Genomic DNA, 15640 nt, shown 5'->3' with positions numbered 1-15640 from the left:
AGGACGAGTATGACACGCGGCAAAAATTCCAGCGTTGAGATCATGATCGGCGAGCGTCGCCGCCGGAGGACGCGAGTGCTTCTCGCATCCAGTATGCTCGCCTGTATGGTCGGCTTTGTACCTGTCGCAGCTTTTGCGCAGGCGCGGACTATCCCCGGCGCCACGGAAACCGTCAGCTTCCAGATCCCCGCCCAACCGCTGTCTGCCGCCATCAACGTCTTCATCCGCCAGAGCGGCTGGCAGATCAGCTATTCTTCGTCGCTTGCCGCCGGCAAGACCTCAACCGCCGTTTCCGGCAGCATGACGCCAGCGGCGGCTTTGCAGCAGATGGTGGAGGGTACCGGCGTCACGGTGCGGATCAGCGGGCCGGGCTCAGCCGCTCTTGTCGCTCCGCAGGCGGCAGATGCAGCCGGCGCCGCAGTCGACGGATCGACCGTGCTGGAGACGATTACGGTTCAGGGGCAGGGCGGTGGCACCACGGAAGGATCCGGGTCGTATACCACGGGTCAGATGAACACGGCGACGGGGCTTCCGCTTTCCATCCGGGAGACCCCGCAGTCTGTCACCGTGGTCACCCGCCAGCGCATGGAGGATCAGGCCAGTAGTTCCCTGCAGGATGTTCTGGAAACTTCAAGCGGCATGTCTATCCAGAAGTACGACAGCGATCGTACCGAATATCTCGCACGCGGTTTTACCGTGGGCGAGTTCCAGTATGACGGTGTGGTGATCCAGAATGAGGGCGTCTACGACTACGGTCTCACCAATCCTGATACGGCGATCTATGACCGGGTTGAGATCGTGAAGGGGGCAAATGGCCTTTTGCAGGGCGCAGGCAGCCCCGGTGCTGCCGTCAACCTTGTGCGTAAGCGGCCGACCGACACCTTCCAGGCTTCCATCACCGGAACGGCCGGCTCCTGGAATGCCTACAGGACGGAGGCCGATGTATCGGGGCCTCTCAATCTCGATGGCTCCTTGCGCGGTCGCCTGGTCGGCTCGTTCGAGGATGCAGAATCCTATCTCGACCACTACGAGAAGAGGTCCTTCAATCTCTATGGCATTCTGGAAGCTGATATCACCGACAACACAACCTTGTCGCTTGGTGCCGACTATCAGCAAAACAGGCCGCGCGGCTCGAGCTGGACGGGTCTTCCCATGTTTTTCAGCGACGGCAGCCGCACAGACTTTGACGTGTCGACCAATCCGGCGGCGGACTGGAGCCGCCGTGACACCTTCACGAACAACTTCTTCGTCACGCTCGATCATGAGTTCGACAATGGCTGGAAGACCGACGTCACCTACAATCATCGTCGCAATGGGCATGACAGCGTTCTGGCATCCGCAGGCAGCGGCTATCCTGATCCGGTGACCGGCGCAGGGGTCTACCAGTATGTCGGCAAGTATTCCGGTCGGCTGGTCCAGGATACGCTCGATGCCAAGCTTTCCGGTCCCGTCGAGCTGTTCGGCCGCGAGCACGATCTGATGTTCGGTGCGACAGCATCGCACAAGACAACCAAAGGGCCGCTCTACGAATATGGCGGTATCAATTACGATTCAGCGGTTCCCAATTTCTTCACCTGGGATGGCAACACCGACGAACCCGATTTTAAACTGACGGGCCGATACGAAAACAGCCTCACTCAGTACGGTGCCTATGCCGCGACACGACTTCGGCCGACGGATGATCTGTCTTTCATCCTGGGCAGCCGTTTCAGTTGGTATGGCTACGATGACCAAGGGAATTACGACAATGCTACGGCCACCTGGAGTGGCGCCAGCCAATATTCGGCGAATGGCAAAGTCACCCCTTATCTCGGTGTGGTTTACGACCTGAACCAGGACTGGTCGGTCTATGCGAGCTATACCGGGATATTCAAACCGCAAGGAAATCAGGACGTAAACGGCGCCTATCTCGATCCGGAGGAAGGCCATAGCTACGAAGCCGGCGTAAAGGCCGAACTGTTTGACGGCAGGATGAATACAAGTGCTGCTGTCTTCATGATCAAGCAGGATAACGTTGCGGAGCGTGCGGGAACTGATCCCAATACGGGGGAAGACTACTACACGGCGGCCGATGGCGTCACGACGAAGGGCTTCGAACTTGAAGCATCCGGCGAGATCACGACGGACTGGAATGTCTATGCGAGCTACACCTATTCCCACGCTCGCAAGGCCGATGGAGATAGGGTCTATTCCTTCATCCAGACAACGGCCCCGGAGAATGTCGTCAAGCTCTACACGACCTACACGCTCTCAGGCGAATGGGACAAGCTGACCATCGGTGGCGGTGTGCGCTGGCAAGACAAGATCTATGGCTATGTCTGGAGCCCAGCGAATGTCTATGAGGATATCTCTCAGAAGAACGTGTTCCTGATCGATCTGATGGCGAAGTACAAGCTGAACGAAAAGGTGGACATCACGTTCAACGTCAAGAACCTCTTAAACGAGAAGTATTACGCCGGGCTCGGCAACTTCGATACCGGCTATTACGGCGAGCCGCGCAGCTTCAGCGTTTCGACCAAGTTCAAGTTCTGATCGTGCGACTGGTCACGCGACGCGCCTTGACGATGGCTGCGGCGGCAATGTTCTTGCCGTCGTCGTTCGCGTGCGCGACTACCGGCACCTATCCGCGGCGTATTCATCACGCCTTCGGGCGCACCGAACTGCGCTCGGCGCCGCGACGACTGGTCACGATGGGATATGGCGACGAGGCCGCCTTTCTTGCACTCGGGTACAGGCCGAGCGCCATCGTTTATTCCGGGATGTTTGCAAGCGGCATGACCCCCTGGTGCGAACAGCGCTTTGGCGCGATGAAGCCGGTGCTTCTCGATGGCAGCATCATCGATTTCGAAGAGATCGCGCGCCTTGAGCCTGGTGCGATTGTCGGCGTTTTTTCGCAGATCGATGCCGAGTCCTATGGCAGGTTGAGCCGGATTGCGCCGACGATTGCCTACCGCTCCGGTCCCTATAGGGCGGGCTGGAAGGAACAGACGGAAATCGCAGGTGCGGTTCTGGGCCTGGACGAGAAGGCGAGGCAGCTCGTTGTGGAGACCGAGCGCCTTTTGGGCAGCTATGGCGATGTCTATCCCGGTCTCAAGGGCAGGAGCTTCACGTTCGGTTCTTACTTCGTCGGCAGCAGCCGGATCGTGGTTTATCTCCCCGGCGAGACGCGCGTCGATTGGATGATCGGGATCGGCATGCAGCCGTCCCCGGGTGTTCAGCGCCTGGCTGCGGCATCTGGCGAGCGAGTCTCGGCTGATGCCAGTCTCGAAGATCTGGAGAGCGTTGCTGGCGATCTGCTTGTCATGTGGTACGAGCCCGGAGCCCGTGCCGCTCTGGAAGGGCAGCGGCTGTTCCAGATGTTCTCAGCTGTCCGCGAAGGTCGATATGTCGGGCTCGATGATCCCGCGGAGATCTGGGCGGCTTCGTGGCCGAACGTTCTGGCTATCCCCTATGCATTCCCCAGAATCCTTCGCCGTATGGAAGCCGCCGTAAAGGGAGAGGTAAACTGACAATGCACGCCAACGCGCAGGCTCTTTCAGGCGTCGAGGATCACGACCACGAGGCCTATGTGGAGGACAATTTCCTGGCCTCGGTGGTCTCGATCGGGCACCTGACGCCGTCGATGATCCGGGTGGTTTTGAAGCTCGATGGTGGCGAACGGTTACTAGCCAGCGGACATCCGGATGAGTGGGTGCGTCTGGCCGTGCCGGCGGATGCCGCAACTCCGGTGGTGCTGCCGGTGCTTAAGGAGAACGGTCGGTGGGAGATGCCGGAGGGGGCGCATTATGCGCCGAACCGGCCCTATACGGTGCGCCGCTGGAATGCCCGGACCTCAGAGATGGTGCTCGACATGGTGGTGCATGAGGGCGGCGTGGCCGCCAGCTGGGCGATCAAGGCCGAGGTGGGGGATATCGTCGGCATCTGCAATCCGGAAGGGCGGTTCTGGCTGCCGAAAGGCAGCCGGTGGCTGTTGATGCTGACGGATATCACCGGCTTGCCTGCAGTCGGCCGTGTGCTGGAGGAGCTGCCTGAAGGGTTCCGGGCGGTGGTGCATGTGGAGATCCCTTCCGATGCCGATCGTCAGGAGATCGGAGAGATGATCCGGACACTGGCCGATGTGGAGGTGACCTGGCACGGCTGCCATGGACTGCGCCCGGAGCGGCCGGGCTATACGGAACTCCCGCGCATCGCACGCGAGATTACCGCGCTGCCGGAAGGGCCTGGCTATATCTATATTGCCGGCGAGGCCAAGGCAGCAGCCGAGTGCCGCAAGCATTTCCGTGATGCGCTCGGTTTCGACAAGCACCGCATTGATGCTGTCGGCTACTGGATCGAAGGGCAGGCCCGGGTGTGAGCGTGGTTGTTTCCATCAAGGCCGGTGAGAAAGTGCGAGCCGTGAGGTCTGGGCATGCGGCGCGGATGGCCGTGGTGCTCGTCGGTCTTGGCCTTCTGATGACCCTGTCTATCACCAGCCTTTTGCTCGGGGTTCGACCTGTCCCGCTCTCGACTGCGCTTGTCGCCCTGTCTGCTTTTGACGGGAATTCGATCGATCATATCGTGATTGTTGATTACCGCCTGCCGCGCACGCTGCTGGCGCTCATGGGGGGCGCAGCTTTTGGTGTGTCGGGGGCGCTGATCCAGGCGGCGACGCGCAATCCGCTCGCCGATCCGGGAACTCTGGGCGTTAATGCTGGCTCGGCATTCTGCGTTACGCTCGCCGTTGGCCTGTTCGGCTTCCAGTCGATCCATGCTCTGCTGTGGTTCGCCTTTCTCGGCGCCATTATCGTCACGCTCGCCGTCTATAGCTTGGGCGCAACGAGCCGTGATGGCGCGGCACCAGTACGCCTCGTCTTGGCGGGGGTGGCGCTATCGGCCTTGCTCGGCGGTATCGGATCGTCGATCACGCTTTTGAGCCCGCAGGCCTTCGATGCCCTTCGCCAGTGGGCGATCGGTTCGGTGGCCGGACGCGATATGGCGGTGGTTTCAGCGGTTGCGCCCTTCATCGGCATCGGTCTTCTCATCGCAATGGTGTGTGCTCCTTCCCTCAACGCCGTGGCGCTGGGGGATGATCTTGCCCGGTCGCTCGGGAGCAGTCTTGTTCGCACCAGGGTTCTGACGCTCATTGCCGTCACGCTTCTCGCCGGAGCCGGCACGGCCGCCTGCGGCCCGATCGGCTTTGTCGGGCTGATGGTGCCGCATGCGGTGCGCTGGTTTATCGGGCCGGACCAGCGTTCCATCATGCCCATGACGATGATTTGCGCTCCGGTCCTGCTGCTCGCGGCGGACATTGCCGGACGGCTGGTGCTCTATCCGGGTGAACTGGAGGCGGGCATCGTCACCGCCTTTCTCGGCGCGCCGGTGCTGATCCTGCTGGCGCGGCGCAGACAAGCGAGCGGGCTATGACGGTGCCATCCTCTCGCTCTCCTCAGTCCGCAAAACTCGACTTCGGTCGCACTTTCCTCGCCGTTCGTCTTGCGGGTGACCGCCTGTCGTTCCGGCTCGATGGCCGTGCGTTCCTCCTGGCACTGGTGCTGCTCTTGCTGATGGCCTCGCTGGCCGCCCTGTCGCTGCTCAGCGGCAAATATCCCATCTCCCTGCCGCAGGTGCTGGCGGCCCTCGCCGGGCGTGGTGAGGACATGATGCGCATGATCGTGGTGGAATGGCGTCTGCCGCGCGTGACGCTCGCCGTGCTGCTGGGGGCGGCACTCGGCACAAGCGGTGCGATATTCCAGAGCCTGACGCGCAATCCGCTGGGAAGCCCCGATATCATCGGCTTTTCCGCAGGCTCCTATACCGGCGCGCTCATTGTGATCCTCATCTTGTCCGGCGGCGCCTACCAAACGGCGCTTGGCGCGCTGGCGGGCGGGGTGCTGACGGCCATCGCCGTCTGTCTGCTCGCCTGGCGGCAGGGCATTGAGGGCTTCCGCCTGATCATTGTCGGCATCGGCGTTGCCGCCATGCTGTCGGCCTTCAATGCCTGGATGATCCGCGAGGCCGATCTTCAGGTGGCGATGGCTGCCGCCATCTGGGGGGCGGGCTCGCTGAACGGGCTTGGCGTCGAGCAGCTTGTGCCGGTGGCGCTGGTGCTTGGCGTGCTATTTCCGCTTACGCTTCTGCTGTCGCGCCCCATGCGCCAGCTGGAACTGGGCGAGGACGTGGCCCGCGCCTCAGGCATCGATGCGGGCCGCACCCGCGGCCTCCTGATGCTCTGCGGCGTGGCGCTGACGGCCATCGTCACGGCATCTGCGGGCCCGATCGCCTTCATTGCGCTGTGCGCACCGCAGATCGCAAGGCGCATCACCCGCTCCGCCGGCGTCACGCTGATGGCATCAGCACTGACGGGCGCGTTGCTGCTGCTTGCTGCTGACTGGGTTGCCCAGCATGCCTTTGCCGTGCAGCTTCCCGTCGGCGTGATGACGGTGAGCATCGGCGGGCTCTATTTTCTCTTTCTTCTCATGCGCGAGGGTCGCAAATGACCACCGCAAATCCCGATCCGATGGGCGGCAGGCTGCATGCCGACACAGTGACGCTGCGCTACGACGCCCGCACGATCTCGACGGACCTGTCGGTCTCAATTCCGGACGGCGCCTTCACCGTTATCGTCGGGCCGAATGCTTGCGGCAAGTCCACTCTGCTCAGAGCTCTGTCGCGGCTGCTCATGCCATCTGCTGGACAGGTGATCCTCGACGGACGCAGCATTGCCGATATACCGGCAAAGAAGGTTGCGCGTCGCCTCGGCCTCTTGCCACAAAGCTCGATTGCGCCTGGCGGCATTACGGTCGCGGATCTGGTGGCGCGCGGGCGCTATCCGCACCAGTCCTTCCTGCGGCAGTGGTCGAAGGCAGATGAGGAAGCGGTCGTTTCGGCGATGGAGGCGACCCGGATCATGGATCTCTCCGCTCGGCTCGTGGACGAGCTGTCCGGTGGCCAGCGCCAGCGGGTGTGGATCGCCATGGTGCTGGCGCAGCAAACGCCGCTCCTGCTGCTCGACGAACCCACCACCTTCCTCGATATTGCCCACCAGATCGAGCTGATGGATCTGCTCGCCGATCTGAACGCGGGCGGCCGTACGATCGTCGCCGTATTGCATGACCTAAACCAGGCCTGCCGCTATGGCACGCATCTGATCGCGATGAAGGACGGCAGGATCCTCGCCGAAGGCAAACCCTCGGCCATCGTTACCGAAGACCTTGTCGATGCGGTGTTCGGCCTGCCTTGTGTCATCATGGCTGATCCTGTTTCCAATACACCGTTGATCGTGCCAAAAGGGCGGCAAAGACATGCTCGTCCTGGTTGACGCCAACAGTGCCGGCTCAAGGCCGCTGGTTCGTCATGGCCGATGAGCGGACGACAATGAAGGAAACGGGACCGTGACTGATCTCATCAAGCGTTTTGCCGTCTATTACCGTCCGCATCGCGGCCTGTTCATGCTGGATTTCTCCAGCGCGGTGGCGGCGGGGCTGATGGAACTGGCCTTTCCCATTGCAGTCACGCTGTTCATCGACCGGCTGCTGCCGACCAATCAGCTCGGCATGATTGCGCTTGCCTCTCTCGGTCTGTTCCTCATCTATCTGGTCAATGCCGGTCTTCAGGTCATCGTGACCTATTGGGGGCATATGCTCGGTATCAAGATTGAGACCGAGATGCGCCGCAAGGCCTTCGACCATCTGCAAAAGCTGTCCTTTGGCTTCTTCGACAACCAGAGGACCGGCCATCTGGTGGCACGTTTGACCAAGGATCTGGAAGAGATTGGCGAGATGGCCCATCATGGTCCCGAAGATCTGTTCATCGCCATCATGACGCTGATCGGGGCGCTTGCCCTGATGCTGTGGGTGCATGTGCCGCTGGCGCTGATTACTGCAATCATCGTGCCGGTCACTGCGGTCCTGACGACCGTCTACGGCCAGCGCATGACGGCAACCTGGCATGCGCTGTATGGCCGGGTGGGAGAGTTTAACGCCCGCATCGAGGAGAACGTCGGCGGTATCCGCGTCGTGCAGGCCTTTGCCAATGAGGACCACGAGCGGGCGCTGTTTGCTGAGAACAACGGCAATTATCTCGCCACGAAGCTTGAGGCCTACAAGGTGATGGCGGCCTCCATGTCGCTCTCCTACCTGTCGATGCGTTTCGTGCAGGTGGTGGTGATGCTGGCCGGCGCCTGGTTCGTGGTGCGGGGGGAGCTGAGTGCTGGGGGCTTCGTCGGCTTCCTGCTGCTGGTCAATGTGTTCTTCCGCCCGATCGAGAAGATCAACTCAATCATCGAGACCTATCCGAAGGGTCTCGCCGGGTTCCAGCGCTATTGCCAGTTCCTCGATACCAGGCCCGATATTGCCGATCGGGATGACGCAAAAGCCGTCGCGCAGCTGAAGGGGGATATCGAATACCGCGATGTGGGTTTCGGCTACGGCTCGCAAAAGCCGGTATTCGATGGGTTGAACCTTTCTATCAAGGCCGGCGAGACCGTCGCTTTTGTCGGCCCCTCGGGGGCTGGCAAAACGACGATCTGCTCGCTTCTGCCTCGCTTTTACGAGGTGACGGCTGGGGCAATTGCGATCGATGGCATCGATATCAGGGACATGACGCTGAAGTCGCTGCGCTCTCATATCGGTATTGTCGCTCAGGACGTGTTTCTGTTTGCCGGCACTATTCGCGACAACATCGCCTATGGCCGCTTGGGTGCCACGGAAAGTGAGATCGAGGAGGCGGCGCGGCGCGCAAGGTTGGACGACGTGATTGCGGCACTTCCGGCGGGTTTCGACACCGTCATCGGAGAGCGCGGTGTCAAGCTCTCCGGTGGCCAGAAGCAGCGGTTGGCCATCGCCCGAATCTTCCTTAAGAACCCGCCGATTCTTATCTTGGATGAGGCCACCTCCGCGCTCGACACGGAGACGGAGCGCGCGATCCAGGAGTCGCTGGCGGAGCTTGCACTAGGGCGCACGACGCTGATCATCGCTCACCGCCTTGCGACCATTGCCCATGCCGATCGCATCGTCGTGATCGAGGAGGGGCGGATCGCGGAGCAGGGACGCCATGCGGAGCTGATCGCCCGCAAAAACGGCCACTACCGAAGGCTTCACAATACGCAGGATGCGTATGGTCTGACTGCCCTTAGCTAAATGAGCCTGCCACGGGAGTGGGTTCCGGGAGAATTCAGTCCACCCAAGGCAGTGTTCCCGATGGCAATCTTCGGCTTGCCAGTGTGGTGATGATCGCCAACAGCAGTACCAGCATTGTTGATAGGACAGCCACAGCTGCCGCAGCGGTGGAATTGCCCTCGTACTGCAGGGCAAAGATCATGACCCCGATCGTCTCGTTGCCGGACGACCAAAGCAGGGCCGAAAGTGTCAGTTCATTCAGGGCGGTCATCACCACCAGAATCGCTCCAGCTGTCGCCGCCGGCAGCATACCGGGCAGGAAGATCGACAGGATCCGTCGGACGAGCCCGGCGCCGGCCACACGCGCTGCCTCGTCCAGCGAGGGATCGGCCGATTGCGCGGCGGCGGCCACCGGGCGGAGCACCAGCGGCAGGAACCGCGAAAGATAGGCGATGATAAGGATCGCCATGGTTCCATAGATCGAGACGCCGACCAGCGGTAGGGGCTTCAGAAAGGCGAGGATCATACCGAGCGCCACGACTGTGCCGGGAGCCACCCAGGGCGCCTCGATGGCGATGTCGAGAAGCCGCAGCGCGATATTTCGCCTGCGCACGGACAGAAAGGCGAGGGGGACCGCAACCAGCACGCAGATCCCCGCCGTTGCGCTCGCAAGCAGCAGTGAATTGACGAAGGCCCGGCGTACGGTCTGGTTATCGATCACGGCGCGGAACTGATCGAGGCTCACTGTCTCGGCTCCGAAGGCAACCCCGATGGCCGGCAGGAGTGCTGTCATCGTCAGCGCTGCCAGCGGCACCAGCGACAGGATCAGAACGACCAGCCAGAGAAGGATCTCGGTAGCGGGTGCTGCCCGCCGGAGCACGAAGGGAGCGCCTGAGGCCAGTGGTACGGCAATGCGGGTCGTCACCAGATTGCGCGCCAGGATGGCAAGCGCTGCGATCAAGGCCAGAAGCAGCGCTAGCGTCGCGACCTGTCCGGCGGCAGCCGGTCCAAAGCCGTTCAGCCGCTGATAGATCAGTGTCGTCAGAACCGAGATACGGCCGGGAATACCCAGCAGCGCGGGCACGCCGAAATTGCCGATCGCGGCAGTGAAGGCGATCAGGCTGCCTGCCAGAACGGATGGCATGACGATCGGCAGCACGATCCCGCGTCCGATCCTGCCTGGAGGAATGCCGAGGATACGGGCCGCCTCAACGAGGTCGGCCGGCAGCGCCCGCAGCGCGGCACGGACGGCGAGGAAGACCAGCGGCATGTGTTCGATGCCCATGACGAGCGCGATGCCACCGATCGAATATAGCGGATTTGTCGAACCCGGTGCCGGTGCCAACCCCAGTGGTTTGAGGATCGGTGACTGCGCCCCGAAAAGTTCAATCCAGGCGAGCGCCATGGTTTGCGACGGTACGATCAGCGGCATGAGTATCAGAAAGGTCAGCGCTGCCCGCGTCCGAAGCTTCAGCAGGCTGACTGCAAATGCAAGCAAGACGCCGAGAAGCGTCGAGATGATTACCGATAGCAGCGCGGTCTGCAGTGTGCCGGCGAGTGCTCGAAGCGTTGAACGACTGGAAAGCGTGGACACTATCAGTCCGAGTGGCGCACCATCTTCGCCGGCCTGGAAGGCGCTGGCAAACAGCCGGGCAAGCGGCCACAGTGTCGTTACGGCGACATAAAGAACGAGAAGGGAGACGAGCACATGCTCGCCTCCCGATGAACCCGGCTTGCGCATGATGCAATTAGCCGCCGAAGAGCTCGGCAAACTTTTCCTTGTTTTCTGTGTCGGCCTTGAGCATGGCGCTGCTGTCGGCCGGCAAGATCTTCAGCGTGGTCAGCGCCGGATAGCCTTCCGGTTGGGCAACGCCCGGCAGGATCGGGAAATAGCCCTGCGCGGTTGCCTGTGCCTGGGCGGCCTTGGAGAGCTGCCAGGCAACGAAGGTCTTGGCCGCTTCGACCGAATCCGAGCCCTTGAGCACCGCGACCGGTTGGGTAATCGAGCTTACGCCTTCCTTCGGGAAGACGAAGTCGACGGGCGATCCCTTCTTTTTGGCGTTGAGCGCCATGTATTCGATGATGATGCCATAAGCCTTCTCACCACGCGCGACGGCTTCGATGACCGTGCCATTGCCCTGGCCTGCGACCGCACCGGCTTCAGTCAGCTTTTCGTAATAGGCCCAGCCAAAATCTGGCTGCTGGGTCATCGTGCCCACATGGATGACGGCAGCGCCGGAATAGAGCGGGCTTGGCATGATCAGGCTTTTGGCCGCGTCGGTTGCAAGGAGGTCGTTCCAGCTGGTCGGCGCGGTCTTTACCAGATCGGTATTGTAGACAATGCCGGTGGTGATGACCTTGGTGCCGAAGAAGGTCTTGTCGGCGTCGATGAAGGCTGCGTCAATGCCCTCGACCGGGGCCTCGGTGAACGCGAGCAGGCGATCGTCGTTCTTAAGCTGAGTCATCGCGACTGTGTCAGCGATCAGGATCACGTCGGCCGGGCTGTTGCCGGCAGTATACTCGGCCTGCAGCTTGGCCATGACTTCGGTCGTGCCGGAGCGGAACAGCTCGACCTTGATCTCCGGATGGTCGGCGTTGAAGGCCTCGATCACCTGGGTCATCTGATCCTGCGGCTGCGAGGTGTAGACGGTGATCGTGTCCTCGGCCTGTGCGGTAAAGGCGAGACCGGCAAGGACGGTGGTGGCGAGGAGTGTACGGATGAACATGGGAACCTCGTTGAAAGGGCAGGGCGCAGCGAAGGCGGTCCGACCCGGACGATGGGGGAACACCCGTCAGAGCCGACGGGCGAGGAGTTTCGCCTAGCGCAGGCAGATGACGGCAGCACAACGGTTCGATGATCTTCCCGTGACAGCGTGACGCCATATCCGCTTGCCCCCTGCAGGCAGCTGCTGAAAGGGGTGCAGGTAAGTGGCTGGACAGCTGGCTAGCCAAGTGGCGCGTTTGGTCGGATGGCCTCAGGCCGTCTCGGCCCGGCGGGTCACGGTGGCGCCGGCGGACGCGTGCCCGTCTGCGATGACCCAGCCGCCCCGCAAGGCAAGCTCGATCGGCGTGCCGGGCGAAAGTCGCTCAGTGAGTGGTAGGCTGACGACATCACCGTCGATCTCGGTGGGCATGCAATGGCTGAGAAAGGCGCCGTTCTGGAATACTTGCCCGACGAGCTCGGTTTTGAGGTGCCCGCCCTCACCAACGCGCTGCAGATCCGAGGCATGGAAACAGAGCCAGCCATGGCCGACAGGGGCGTGGCCCGGCATATCGAGGAGCTGCTGGCCGAGCATGACCCGGGTCCGGCCGCTTTCAGATTTCACCACACGGACTGGCAATGTCCTTCCCCGCCCGATGAACCGCGCGACCATCGGCGAGGCAGGCTGGCGATAGAGCGCCTCCGGCGTGCCGACCTGCTGCAGCCGGCCCCTGTCTATGACGGCGACATGGGTTGCGACCGCCATGGCTTCGTCTTGGTCATGCGTGACAAGCACGAAGGTTGCGCCGGTGATGCTGTGAATGCGGCGGAATTCTGCAAGCATGGCCTCGCGCAAATGGGCGTCAAGATTGGCGAGCGGCTCGTCGAGCAAGATGAGCTTTGGCCGTGTGGCGAGTGAGCGGGCAAGCGCCACCCTCTGTCTTTGCCCGCCGGACAGTTCATGGGGGCGCCGGTCGCCAAGTCCACGCAGGCCGACGACCTCGAGGACCTCGTCGATCCGCGCTGCGCGCTCTCTTGCTGTAAGCTTTGAGATCTTCAGGCCAAATTCGATATTGCCGCGCACGCTCATCGTGGGCCACAGCGCATAGGATTGGAATACCATGCCGACCCGGCGCTTCTCCGGTGGCACAAAGGCAGTTTTGCCGGCGACCACCTGTTCATCCAAAAGGACATCCCCCTGATCCGGAACTTCGAGCCCGGCGATCAGCCGCAGGAGCGTCGTCTTTCCGCAACCGGATGGTCCGAGCAGAGCGAGAAAGGCACCATCGGGGATGTCCAGCGAAACGGTGTCGAGCGCCTGGAAGTTGTCGAAGCGTTTGGAAACGGCTCTGAGGGTCAATCGGGGCAAGTTCTGTTCTCCAAGACCATGATTGTCCCGTGCCATAGGCGGATGACGCAGAGATGACGCCATCTGCCTTGATCAGACCCGTCGGTACCTGCTTCCCGCTCACGAACTCTCAGGGCGAAATGGAACAATTCCGACTGTCGATCTTTCAAGTGGATTATGGAGCCGTTTGATCCAGACAACTGCCTGCCATCGAAATCCGGACTTTGCGGTAAGTGGCAGATCTGCCTTGTCGAGGATTGGGGGGCATAGTGACTGAGTTGCGGAGCGCGCCAAGCCGATCTCCGCATCTGCAAAGAGGGGGCGGCTTATGAATTTCATCACCAGCTTTTTTGGACTGATCGAGGATTTGACCTGGGGATGGGCACTAATCCCAATCCTGGTCGTCTTTGGCGTGTTCATCACGGTTATGAGCGGTTTCGTCCAGTTCGAGTTTTTTACGAGGATGTTCCGCGTGCTGTCCTCGAAAAACCAGAGCGGAGATCCAAACGCGATCAGCGCCCGTGAGGCCCTTTTGGTTTCCGTCGGCGGGCGCGTCGGTGGCGGCAATATTGCCGGGGTGGCGGTCGCAATCACGCTCGGAGGTCCAGGCGCTGTATTCTGGATGTGGGCGATCGCACTGATTGGTATGGCTACGAGCCTCGTGGAGTCGACCCTCGCACAGCTCTACAAGCGCTCTAACGGCGATGGAACCTATCGAGGCGGGCCGGCGAGCTATATCACTCATGGCCTGGGTGCCAAACACCGATGGCTTGCCATCATTTATGCCGTCTGCCTGATGCTTGCTTTCGCGTTCGGCTTCAACGCCTTCCAAGGCAATACGTTTGCTGGCGCCGTGAATGACAGCCTTGGCGTTGATCGGCTGTGGAGCGGTATCGGGCTTGCGATCATCACTGGTTTTATCGTCTATGGCGGCATCAGACGGATCGCCAAGGTCGCCGACGTCATCATACCGATCATGGCTTTCATCTACATCGGTCTTGCTCTGCTCGTGATCGTCTCGAACATCACCGCACTACCTGATGTCATCTGGTCGATCGTTGCCAACGCTTTTGGGCTGGAGGAAGCGGTCAGCGGCGGCTTCGGCGCGGCTTTGGCCCAGGGGCTTCGACGCGGTCTGTTTTCCAACGAGGCAGGGCTTGGTTCGGCCCCAAATGTCGCAGCGACTGCGGATGTTCGCCATCCTGTCAGTCAGGGCATTACCCAGTCGTTTTCGGTTTTTGTTGACACGATCATCATCTGCTCCTGCACCGCCTTCATAATCCTTCTAAGCCCCGTCTATCAGCCGGGTGTCGAAGGTATTGACGGGGTAGTTCTCACCCAGCAGTCCTTGGTCAGTCAGGTTGGTGGCTGGTCACAGTATTTTCTGACTTTCGCAATCCTGCTCTTTGCCTTCAGTTCGATCATCTACAATTACTATCTTGGTGAAACGGCCCTCAAAGTGATGACGTCACGTCCGGGCGCACTGCACGCATTGCGACTGGCTATCGTGCTAGTCGTATTTCTGGGGGCGATAGCGCCCGGCGCGACAGCGGTCTTTTTCTTCTCCGACCCGTTGATGGGCGTGTTGGCAGTCGTCAATCTGATGGCGATCATCATGTTGTTCCCGGTCGCTCTGCGTATTCTCGATGATTTTCGCTTCCAGCTGCGATCAGGCGTTGCCCGACCGGTGTTTCAGCCTGCAGCCTTTCCAGACCTCGATCTGGATCACGCCGCCTGGCCTCATGCGCAAAACCTCTCGCCATCCAGGGATAGCCAAGTGGGCACGATCTGAGGGAGCACCGCGTTCGCAGCCTCAAGGGGGCCGAAATGGGCAACAGTGCGCTCGACCGGCCCGCCTGGTCTGATGGGATGGTCGTGATCGAGCGTTACCTGCAAGGTTTGCCGCTACACCAGGGACAGACATATGTTAGACGAAATCTCAGCGACACTCGCCAGTGAGTTTTCCGACCTGCCGGATGCGTCCACCATTGTTCGCATCACGGTTCGGCTTGCGATTGCAGCGGTGCTCGGCGGCATTCTAGGCTATGAGCGTGAACGCAAGGGGCGAAGTGCCGGCTTCAGGACACATATGCTTGTCGCAGTTGGTGCTGCGCTCTTCGTGATCGGTCCGCAACAGGCTGGCATGCAGATCGGCGACCTTTCACGTGTCTTGCAGGGCGTCGTTCAAGGTATCGGCTTTCTCGGTGCTGGCGCGATCATGGTCCGGTCCGCGCAGCGGCAGGTCGAAGGCTTGACCACTGCCGCCAATATCTGGGCGACAGCGGGGATTGGTGTCATCGCAGGACTTGGTCTGGAAGCAACGGCAGTCCTGTCGACACTCGTCGTCTTTTTGATCCTTGCGGCGGTTCCTTTCCTTTTGCCGAAGCAAGTTGAGGACTGCCCACAGGCGGCTAGCAAGACGGAATAGCGCCAAATCCGGCGTCGCGACGGGTGACTTGCAGCCTATGCGCTTTACACACGGCTGTGTTGCGGCGC

12 protein-coding genes are annotated in these 15640 nt (G+C 61.2%); 9 read left to right on the top strand and 3 right to left on the bottom strand.

Features of this window, described 5'->3' with window-relative positions; all coding sequences use genetic code 11:
* Window positions 1-9: 9 nt before the first annotated feature.
* The 7 genes from C0V73_RS04725 to C0V73_RS04695 all read left to right on the top strand — a co-directional run bounded on the left by C0V73_RS04725 (window position 10) and on the right by C0V73_RS04695 (window position 9116).
* A complete protein-coding gene (locus tag C0V73_RS04725; RefSeq protein ID WP_102018800.1) occupies window positions 10-2532 on the top strand; it encodes a TonB-dependent receptor in 2523 nt (840 codons plus the stop codon).
* A gap of 2 nt (window positions 2533-2534) precedes the next feature.
* On the top strand, window positions 2535-3509 hold the full coding sequence (locus tag C0V73_RS04720) for an ABC transporter substrate-binding protein (protein WP_102018799.1): 975 nt from the start codon (window positions 2535-2537) through the stop codon (window positions 3507-3509).
* A gap of 2 nt (window positions 3510-3511) precedes the next feature.
* Complete coding sequence (locus C0V73_RS04715; protein ID WP_102018798.1) at window positions 3512-4354, top strand: siderophore-interacting protein; 843 nt, start codon at window positions 3512-3514, stop codon at window positions 4352-4354.
* A 41-nt stretch (window positions 4355-4395) separates the two neighbouring features.
* A complete protein-coding gene (locus tag C0V73_RS04710; protein ID WP_245407868.1) occupies window positions 4396-5403 on the top strand; it encodes an iron chelate uptake ABC transporter family permease subunit in 1008 nt (335 codons plus the stop codon).
* The gene (locus C0V73_RS04705; RefSeq protein WP_102018796.1) at window positions 5400-6476 is read left to right on the top strand and encodes an iron chelate uptake ABC transporter family permease subunit; all 1077 of its coding nucleotides are present in this window, start codon (window positions 5400-5402) and stop codon (window positions 6474-6476) included. Before C0V73_RS04710 ends, C0V73_RS04705 begins: the two co-directional genes overlap by 4 nt.
* 20 nt (window positions 6477-6496) lie before the next feature.
* Window positions 6497-7297, top strand: coding sequence for an ABC transporter ATP-binding protein (locus tag C0V73_RS04700; RefSeq protein WP_102018943.1), 801 nt, complete (start codon window positions 6497-6499; stop codon window positions 7295-7297).
* Window positions 7298-7370: 73 nt separating this feature from the next.
* Window positions 7371-9116: an ABC transporter ATP-binding protein gene (locus tag C0V73_RS04695; protein ID WP_102018795.1), complete on the top strand. Its 1746-nt coding sequence runs from the start codon at window positions 7371-7373 to the stop codon at window positions 9114-9116.
* A gap of 34 nt (window positions 9117-9150) precedes the next feature.
* Here the strand turns inward: C0V73_RS04695 and C0V73_RS04690 are convergent, their stop codons facing one another.
* The 3 genes from C0V73_RS04690 to C0V73_RS04680 all read right to left on the bottom strand — a co-directional run bounded on the left by C0V73_RS04690 (window position 9151) and on the right by C0V73_RS04680 (window position 13165).
* Window positions 9151-10803, bottom strand: coding sequence for an iron ABC transporter permease (locus tag C0V73_RS04690; RefSeq protein ID WP_172450011.1), 1653 nt, complete (start codon window positions 10801-10803; stop codon window positions 9151-9153).
* 40 nt (window positions 10804-10843) lie between these two features.
* Window positions 10844-11821, bottom strand: a complete 978-nt coding sequence (locus C0V73_RS04685; protein WP_102018793.1) for an ABC transporter substrate-binding protein — start codon at window positions 11819-11821, stop codon at window positions 10844-10846.
* A 249-nt stretch (window positions 11822-12070) separates the two neighbouring features.
* Window positions 12071-13165 carry an ABC transporter ATP-binding protein gene (locus tag C0V73_RS04680; protein WP_102018942.1) on the bottom strand — a complete coding sequence of 365 codons (1095 nt, stop codon included), beginning with the start codon at window positions 13163-13165 and terminating at the stop codon, window positions 12071-12073.
* Between the two features lie 307 nt (window positions 13166-13472).
* Between C0V73_RS04680 and C0V73_RS04675 the strand changes: the two genes are divergently transcribed.
* Window positions 13473-14936 carry an alanine/glycine:cation symporter family protein gene (locus C0V73_RS04675; RefSeq protein WP_102018792.1) on the top strand — a complete coding sequence of 488 codons (1464 nt, stop codon included), beginning with the start codon at window positions 13473-13475 and terminating at the stop codon, window positions 14934-14936.
* A gap of 132 nt (window positions 14937-15068) precedes the next feature.
* Window positions 15069-15572, top strand: coding sequence for an MgtC/SapB family protein (locus C0V73_RS04670; RefSeq protein ID WP_102018791.1), 504 nt, complete (start codon window positions 15069-15071; stop codon window positions 15570-15572).
* The last annotated feature ends 68 nt before the right edge of the window (window positions 15573-15640 follow it).

Source organism: Rhizobium sp. TH135 (genome assembly GCF_002855515.1).
Lineage (GTDB): Bacteria > Pseudomonadota > Alphaproteobacteria > Rhizobiales > Rhizobiaceae > Allorhizobium.
Note: the sequence above shows the minus strand (reverse complement) of the source record. Positions and strands in the feature narration are given on the sequence as shown.

What these genes read in the sequence shown, in the direction of transcription:
- C0V73_RS04725 (WP_102018800.1), top strand. Translation starts at nt 10, where the DNA reads ATGACACGCGGCAAAAATTCCAGCGTTGAGATCATGATCGGCGAGCGT.
- C0V73_RS04715 (WP_102018798.1), top strand. Translation starts at nt 3,512, where the DNA reads ATGCACGCCAACGCGCAGGCTCTTTCAGGCGTCGAGGATCACGACCAC.
- C0V73_RS04705 (WP_102018796.1), top strand. Translation starts at nt 5,400, where the DNA reads ATGACGGTGCCATCCTCTCGCTCTCCTCAGTCCGCAAAACTCGACTTC.
- C0V73_RS04700 (WP_102018943.1), top strand. Translation starts at nt 6,497, where the DNA reads ATGGGCGGCAGGCTGCATGCCGACACAGTGACGCTGCGCTACGACGCC.
- C0V73_RS04685 (WP_102018793.1), bottom strand. Translation starts at nt 11,821, where the DNA reads ATGTTCATCCGTACACTCCTCGCCACCACCGTCCTTGCCGGTCTCGCC.
- C0V73_RS04675 (WP_102018792.1), top strand. Translation starts at nt 13,473, where the DNA reads ATGAATTTCATCACCAGCTTTTTTGGACTGATCGAGGATTTGACCTGG.
- C0V73_RS04670 (WP_102018791.1), top strand. Translation starts at nt 15,069, where the DNA reads ATGTTAGACGAAATCTCAGCGACACTCGCCAGTGAGTTTTCCGACCTG.